The organism is Nocardia sp. NPDC060220 (genome assembly GCF_042727815.1).
Lineage (GTDB): Bacteria > Actinomycetota > Actinomycetes > Mycobacteriales > Mycobacteriaceae > Nocardia.
In genome coordinates, this window is record NZ_JBHWZY010000460.1 from 1 (window position 1) to 5,494 (window position 5,494).

The window sequence follows — 5,494 nt, forward strand, 5'->3', positions numbered from 1 at the left end:
GGGTGAAGTCGAACAAACCGTGCAGCACCGAGTTGGCCGTGTTGCCACGCGTCACTCTACGGGTCAGGTAGAAGAAGTAGCCGGCCAGGCTGACCATGACCGCCTGCGGCAGCGCGCTCGCGCCGTGGGTGATGCCGTTGGTCAGATGCACCGCGCCGAACACGATGCTCGACCATAACGCGACTTTGCCCTCGGTCAGCCCGTGATCGCGCAGCACCACCACACCGATCCCGCGGAACATGCCCTCCTCGCCCCAGCCGACGAACTGTGTCGCGATCAGCAGCATCAGGGTGTACAGCAGACCCTTGTCGCCCAGCGCGCTGTAGTTGATACCGAAGACGATCGCGACGAGGAACACGATCGGCACGACCCGCACCCACGGCCGGGTCGGGCGATCGTCGTGCAGGACCGGCCGCATCCAGCCGAGGTAGGCGATGACACCGTAGGTGAATGCCAAGGCGACACCGAGCGGGATGATCATGCCGTAGAACACCGCACGCGTGGACAGGAAGTCGTCTTCGCCGGTCAGCGCGGTCATCAGCAGACCACCGAGCTGGATGATCGCCAGATACGCGATCACGACCAGCGCGAACACCGGATAGGACAGGCGTCGGCGGCCGGTCGGGATAGCCGATAGCGCAGTTTCAGGACGGCTCATACGGGCAAAATATCCGCTGGGAAAGCTGGACGCTTGATATTTGGGGCCGTGTCGTTCACCGCAGTGGCAGCGACCAACGGAACGCTCGGTCGCTGATCGATCCGACCAGCGACCGAGCGTTGCCTTCCTCGGAAGGGCCGTCGCAGGTTGTGAGCGCTACGGAAACCGGCCCTTCACCCAGGAATTCGACGGCCGGACCCCTTTGGATGACTCCGCCTTCGGTCGGGCGTCGATCTGAGGAACAGCTGACGGTGGCTGCGAAGCGGGAAGACGGCGCAGGCGCGCCGGGAGTTCAGACCGCGAGCGGGACTTGGTCGTCGGTGGTCTGCGCACGCAGATCACCGAGCAGTCTGGTGAGCTTGCGAGACACGCTCATCTGAGAGACACCGAGGCGCTCGGCGATCTCACCTTGGGTGAGTGTGTCGTAGAACCGCCAGATCAGCAGCTGGCGGTCTTCCGGCGGCAGCTGTGCCAGCAAGGGCGCGACGGTGATCGTGTCTTCAGCCAGTTGGTAGCGAGGGTCTTCATCGCCGAAGGTGTCGGCGATGGTCATGCTGGGATCGCCGTCGGTATCACGTGCCGGGGTGTCGAGGCTGCGCGTCTGGAATGCGTTGGCCGCCACCAGAGTACGGGCGATATCGGTAACCGGAACATCGAGTTCGGTCGCGAGTTCTTGCGCGGTGGGGGAGCGGTGGAATCGACGGGTCAACTCGTCGGTCGCCACCCTGACTTTGCCCTGTAGCTCCTTTTCGCGACGCGGCACATGCAACGGCCAGATGTGGTCGCGGAAGTGTCTGCGCACTTCGCCCATGATGGTGGGGACCGCGAAACCCAGGAACGGTGATCCGGTGGTCACGTCGTAGCGGTCGACTGCCATGACCACGCCCAGCCGCGCGGTCTGGAGCAGATCCTCGAACACTTCACCGCGACCGGCGTATTTGCGAGCGATGTGCTCGGCGAGTGGGAGGCAGACCTCGATGATCTCCTCGCGCAGAGCATCGTGTTCAGGGCTGCGCGGGTCGGTCAGTGCCAGGTGCGCGAACAAGGGCTCGGCGTGTTCGTAGGTGGGGCGGGCGGCGGTGGTGGACATGCGGATCAGCTCCTGGTCTGCGACATGCTCAACGGCGGGGAGGAGGTGAGCTAGAGGCTGTTGAGGCCCAGCATTTTGGAGGATGTCGTCATCGCCGCACCCAGGCCGACGGCGCAGAAGAAGGCGACGGTTGGCGACCTGGTCAAGGCGGCCAGGCCCAACAGAAAGAACACGCTGGTCGCCAACACGATGGTGGTGCTGGTCAGATCCATGCTCGGCGTACTCGGTACCCGATTACGTGAGGTGGTCATGAGCGAAGGGTTGACCGTCGTGGAGGCGAATAAACCGGAACCGGTCGATGATGTTGATACGGAGGCAGTTTCGTACTTCAGGATTGAAGTACCTGTCCCATGGGAAGGCATCAGCACACGTCTCGCCCGGAGTCGGTGGCCCGCGGCGTCGAGCCGGGAAGACTCTCGCCGCTCCTCGTCCGGCGCTACCTCAGTCCCGAAGTGGCGGGGCAAGTCGGATCAGCATCCGTAGGCTGAGTGATCACGAGGTTCTCAGCGGAGGGGGCAGGTTGAACGACTACGGCAGTTTCGCTACCCAACCGTTGCCGGTGCAGTACAGCGCTCCACGTGCTGTCGCGCCGGTGCCGTTGAAAGGCGTGCGTGGTCACGGGGGCTCAGGGTCTTCCGGGTTGGTGCGGTCGGGTGGCTATGTCGCGGTTGCCGGCGTGGTGAGTCGCGTGACCGGGTTCGTGCGCACGCTCGTGGTGGCGGCGGTGCTGGGGACCGCGGCGGTCGGGGACGCCTACAACGGTGCCAACAATCTGCCGAACATGGTCTACGAGTTGCTGCTGGGCAGCGTGCTGGCCAGCGCGGTCATTCCAGTGCTGACCCGGGCCCGTCGTCGGGGCCGCAAACGTTCACGCGAGTTCACTCAGCGCCTGATGGTCGCGACCATGATCGCCCTGGCCGTGGTCACGGCCGTCGCGGTGGCGTGTGCGCCGTGGATCGTTCGCGGGTTCGTCGCCGATGCCGAGCAGCGGCGCCTGGCGACCTGGCTAGCGTATCTGCTACTGCCGCAGATCTTCTTCTACGGCATCGCCGTCGTCGTGGGCGCGGTACTCAACGTCCGTGACAGCTTCGCTACCGCAGCGTGGGCGCCGGTCGTCAACAATGTGATCCTGCTGGCGACCTGTGCTGTGTTCGTGGCCCTTCCCGGCCCGGTCACGCTCACTCCGGCATCGATGACCACCGCGCAGATCCTGACCCTCGGTATCGGCACCACCGCCGGGATCGCCGGGCAGGCAGTCTGGGTCGTAGTGGCGTTGCGCCGAGACGGGTTCACCTGGAGCTGGCGGGTGCGGCCTTTGCCCTACACCTGGCGCCCGGTCCGGTCCGGCCTGCCGGTGATGGGCTGGCTGCTGGTCTACGCGGTGATCAGCCAGATCGGCGTCGCGATCACGATGCGAATCGCCTTCGACCACGGCGGTGTATCGGTCTACACCTACGCCGAATTGCTGTTCCAGGTCCCCTACGGCATTCTGGCCGCGTCCGTGCTGACCGTGCTGATGCCGCGTATCTCGCGCGCGGCCGCCCTCGGCGACCGGACCGCGGTCGTGGCCGATCTCGCCCGCGGTGCCCGATATCTGTCGGTGGCACTGATTCCGATGACGATGGCCATGAGTCTTCTCGGCCCCGGGTTCACGACGGTGGTGTTCACCGGCCGTGTCGATGTCGAGGCCGCCACCCTGATCGGCACCGCAGTCGCCTGTTCCGCATTCGGGCTGGCGCCGTTTGCTTTGGTGATGCTGCAGATGCGGGTGTTCTACGCCTACAACGACACTCGGACCCCGGCCGTGCTCAACCTTGTCATGGTCACCACGAAGGTCAGCATCCTCGTCCTGGCCGCCACGATGCTGGCAGACCGAGCCGTCATCGTCATGCTCAGCGTCGCGAGCTCGTTGGCCTACGTCGCCGGCGCTGTCGCCGGTCATATCCTGTTGCGGCGCCGACACGGGTTGCTCGGGTTCTCCACTGTCGCAACCACCGTCGCCCGGGTCGCGGCGGCCACCGTTCTCGCCGGGCTGGCAGGACTCGGTGCCGTCGCGCTGACCCGCACCTCGATCAGCGCGGGCGCAGTCGAACAACTTGCGGCCACCGCGGCCGGTGCCATCGCTGCCGCACTGGTGTTTGTGCTCGCCGCCCATGTCATCGGTATTCCCGAACTGCGCGCGGCGCGAACACTTCTACGCCGGGCGTGAGGAGGCCGATGGCGGTTCTGAAACCCTGTGATGGTGGCGAATATCCAAGGTTCGACAACCATTCAACACAACTCGACGCGGTTGCCACGACGATCGCCGCGCTCCACCACAACAACACCCTGCTGCGCCAAGAACGTCACCGCACCGGCGATCTCATCATGCTCGACGACCACCGCACCAACCCGCCGATCTGTTCGCCATGATGATCCGATGGACAAACTCCTGGCAAGAAAAAGATGTGGTGGACAGCCACACGGTCCTGACCAAGCCGCCCACACCGACGGGCGACCTATTCGGATCGGCTTGTCTGGACGGCTGGCGGGATCGGCGAGCTACGTTCCACCCTTATGCGCGGGTTTCTCGAATGCATACCGCGCCGGTGCGCACATTGGCCGAGACTGCCGAGATTACCGCGTCCAGGTGTTGTTCGGTGCGCGCCAATTCGATGATGCTCTGGCGCAAGTGATCACGCTCCACCTCGAGGCGGCCGAGTAGGGCGGGGGTGGCGCGGCCGTTGATCAGATGTGGCGTGAGCTCGCCGATGGTCCGGCTGGACAGGCCCGCTGTATACAGCTGCTGAATCAGCAGTACCTGATCCACGGCGGTGTCGGCGTAATGGCGCTGACCGCTGGAACTGCGCTCGGCATGTAGCAGGTTCTGCTGTTCGTAGTACCGCAGGGCCCGGGCTGAAACCCCGGTCCGGCGAGCCAATTCGCCAATACGCATTCCGGCCCTTCGCGTGATCCATGCCACAAACGCTTGCCTCTGACGTCGACGTCAACTTCTAGCGTAGTCGAGGTACCCATCCGCGACGAAAGTCCTGGCAGCGAACCGAAAGAATATTTCACTCATGGTCATTCACCCCGTCACCGGCCTGGCCGACCCCGCGCCCGCGCCGACCGTCACCGTCAAACCACTCAGGGTGCGCAGGTCCGGCCGTGCCGAAGACCTCCAAGTGAGGGTTTCCGCCCCGGTCACCGGCGACAACCTACCGATCGTGCTTTTCGCACACGGGTTCGGCTCGAACTTCGACGCCTACGGGCCGCTGGTCGACTATTGGAGCTCGCACGGATTCGTGGTCATTCAGGCTACGCATTTGGACTCGAAGCGGATCGCCTTGGCAGCCGAGGATCCGCGCAAGCCGCGACTGTGGCGTCACCGGGTGCAGGACATGAAGAGCATTCTCGACGAACTTTCCGTATTGGCGGCATCGGTGCCTGGTTTGCGCGGTCGAGTCGACCACGACCGGATCATCGCCGCGGGACATTCCTTCGGTGGGCAGACCGCGGGAATCCTGGTCGGTTTGCGCGTCACCGACCCGGAAACCGGGATCGCGGAAGACCTGTCCGACCGGCGCGTCATGGCCAGTGTCCAACTCGCCACCGCGGGACGCGGCGGCACAGAACTCACGGCCTTCGCTCGCGAACATCTCCCGTGGCTGCGCGACCAGGACTTCTCGCACATCAACGCCCCAGGTCTGGTGATCGCTGGGGACGATGACAACCTCCCGCTGTCCACCCGCGGGCCAGCCTGGACG

At 64.9% G+C, this 5,494-nt stretch carries 7 protein-coding genes; 3 read left to right on the forward strand and 4 right to left on the reverse strand.

Features of this window, described 5'->3' with window-relative positions:
* From ACFWF3_RS22415 to ACFWF3_RS22425, 3 genes are all read right to left on the reverse strand, one after another.
* Nucleotides 1-658, reverse strand: a 658-nt coding sequence (locus ACFWF3_RS22415) for a CPBP family intramembrane glutamic endopeptidase (protein WP_379315149.1), incomplete at its 3' end; no start/stop codon positions are given.
* A gap of 292 nt (nt 659-950) precedes the next feature.
* Nucleotides 951-1,748, reverse strand: coding sequence for a SigB/SigF/SigG family RNA polymerase sigma factor (locus ACFWF3_RS22420; RefSeq protein WP_379315150.1), 798 nt, complete (start codon nt 1,746-1,748; stop codon nt 951-953).
* 50 nt (nt 1,749-1,798) lie between these two features.
* Nucleotides 1,799-1,999 (reverse strand): hypothetical protein, encoded by a 201-nt coding sequence (locus tag ACFWF3_RS22425; RefSeq protein ID WP_379315151.1) that lies wholly within the window; start codon nt 1,997-1,999, stop codon nt 1,799-1,801.
* A gap of 392 nt (nt 2,000-2,391) precedes the next feature.
* Between ACFWF3_RS22425 and murJ the strand changes: the two genes are divergently transcribed.
* Entirely contained in the window at nt 2,392-3,957 is a 1,566-nt protein-coding gene (gene murJ / locus ACFWF3_RS22430) for a murein biosynthesis integral membrane protein MurJ (RefSeq protein ID WP_379315155.1), read from the forward strand.
* 8 nt (nt 3,958-3,965) lie between these two features.
* Nucleotides 3,966-4,160 carry a hypothetical protein gene (locus ACFWF3_RS22435; protein ID WP_379315152.1) on the forward strand — a complete coding sequence of 65 codons (195 nt, stop codon included), beginning with the start codon at nt 3,966-3,968 and terminating at the stop codon, nt 4,158-4,160.
* Nucleotides 4,161-4,302: 142 nt separating this feature from the next.
* Here ACFWF3_RS22435 and ACFWF3_RS22440 read toward each other — a convergent pair whose 3' ends face one another.
* Nucleotides 4,303-4,683: a MerR family transcriptional regulator gene (locus tag ACFWF3_RS22440; RefSeq protein ID WP_379315153.1), complete on the reverse strand. Its 381-nt coding sequence runs from the start codon at nt 4,681-4,683 to the stop codon at nt 4,303-4,305.
* Between the two features lie 124 nt (nt 4,684-4,807).
* On the opposite strand from ACFWF3_RS22440, the gene ACFWF3_RS22445 reads away from it, so the two are divergent.
* The coding region (locus ACFWF3_RS22445; protein ID WP_379315154.1) for an alpha/beta hydrolase family protein at nt 4,808-5,494 on the forward strand (687 nt) is incomplete at its 3' end.

What these genes read in the sequence shown, in the direction of transcription:
- ACFWF3_RS22420 (WP_379315150.1), bottom strand. Translation starts at nt 1,748, where the DNA reads ATGTCCACCACCGCCGCCCGCCCCACCTACGAACACGCCGAGCCCTTG.
- ACFWF3_RS22440 (WP_379315153.1), bottom strand. Translation starts at nt 4,683, where the DNA reads ATGCGTATTGGCGAATTGGCTCGCCGGACCGGGGTTTCAGCCCGGGCC.
- ACFWF3_RS22435 (WP_379315152.1), top strand. Translation starts at nt 3,966, where the DNA reads ATGGCGGTTCTGAAACCCTGTGATGGTGGCGAATATCCAAGGTTCGAC.
- ACFWF3_RS22425 (WP_379315151.1), bottom strand. Translation starts at nt 1,999, where the DNA reads ATGACCACCTCACGTAATCGGGTACCGAGTACGCCGAGCATGGATCTG.